The 1,082-nt window shown below is 67.7% G+C and carries 1 protein-coding gene and 1 pseudogene; both read left to right on the top strand.

Going from position 1 to position 1,082, the window contains the following annotated elements; all coding sequences use genetic code 11:
- The first annotated feature begins 199 nt into the window (after positions 1–199).
- Positions 200–706, top strand: a complete 507-nt coding sequence (locus AX735_RS25440; RefSeq protein WP_066284796.1) for a hypothetical protein — start codon at positions 200–202, stop codon at positions 704–706.
- A 24-nt stretch (positions 707–730) separates the two neighbouring features.
- Positions 731–1,082, top strand: a pseudogene (locus tag AX735_RS25435) (hypothetical protein); the annotation flags it as partial.

Below are 1,082 nucleotides of genomic sequence, written 5' to 3'. Positions count from 1 at the left end.
ATGCAATCCGCAATCGTGCGCCTTTCCATGCAAAAAGGGCGACCCCGGTTGGGATCGCCCTTTCCGCTAACGGTCGATGGCGGGCAGCGGTGACGGTCGCTGCCGGGCCGATCAGGCCGCGTTGCGCTTTGCGTCTTCCTTGCGCTTGGCGAAGCGGCGACGCGCTGCCAGTGCAACCGCACCTGCACCGAAGAGCAGGATGGCCGGCGGCGCGGGCACGTCGGTGCCGCCATCGGGCGGCGGCGGACCACCGCTCGAACCCGAAGAGGTGCTCGACGAGGAGGACGACGAAGACGACGAACTGGAGCTCGACGAACCCGAGGAGCCGGTGCTGCCGCTCGATCCGGTCGAGGTGCTGGTGCCGCCGAAGCTCGACGAGGTGCTGCTCGATGTGGCGCCCGACGAGGTGCTGGACGAGGTCGAGCTGCTGGACGACGAGGACGAACCGCTCGAACCGCTCGAGCCCGAGGACCCGGTCGAACCGCTCGATCCAGTCGAACCCGACGATCCGGTCGAACCGGTGGACCCTGTCGAACCGCTCGAACCCGAAGAACCGCTGCTGGTCGACGAGCTGGAAGAGCTGCTCGACGACGACGAGGACGAGCCGCTGGAACCCGAGGAACCGCTCGAGCCAGACGAACCCGACGAGCCCGAAGAACCGCTCGAGCCGGAAGAGCCGCTCGAACCGCCAGGCTTGCCCGGGTGACCGGGCTTGCCGGGATAGCCGGGCTTGTCGCCGCCCGAAGAGGACGAACTCGACGAGGAGGAACTGGAAGAGGAAGAGCTCGACGAGGAAGAGGACGACGAGGAGCTGGACGAGCTGACATTGCCCGAAGACGAGGAAACGTTGCCCGAGGACGTGCTGACGCCGCCCGTCGAGGTCGAAACGCCACCGGTCGAGGTCGAGACGCCGCCCGTGGAAGTCGAAACGCCGCCGGTCGAAGTGCTCACGCCGCCGGTCGAGGTCGAGATACCACCCGTCGAGATGTTGCCCGACGAGGTGCTGGTCGATCCGCCCGTGCTGGTGAAACCACCGGTCGAGGTGCTGGTCGATCCGCCGGTGCTGGTGAAGCCGCCGGTCG

It is taken from the genome of Blastomonas sp. CCH1-A6 (assembly GCF_001556365.1).
Taxonomy (GTDB): domain Bacteria; phylum Pseudomonadota; class Alphaproteobacteria; order Sphingomonadales; family Sphingomonadaceae; genus Blastomonas; species Blastomonas ursincola.
Note: the sequence above shows the minus strand (reverse complement) of the source record. Positions and strands in the feature narration are given on the sequence as shown.

Bases quoted from the DNA above. Each gene is read 5' to 3' on its own strand.
- AX735_RS25440 (WP_066284796.1), top strand. From the start codon at position 200: ATGGCCGGCGGCGCGGGCACGTCGGTGCCGCCATCGGGCGGCGGCGGA.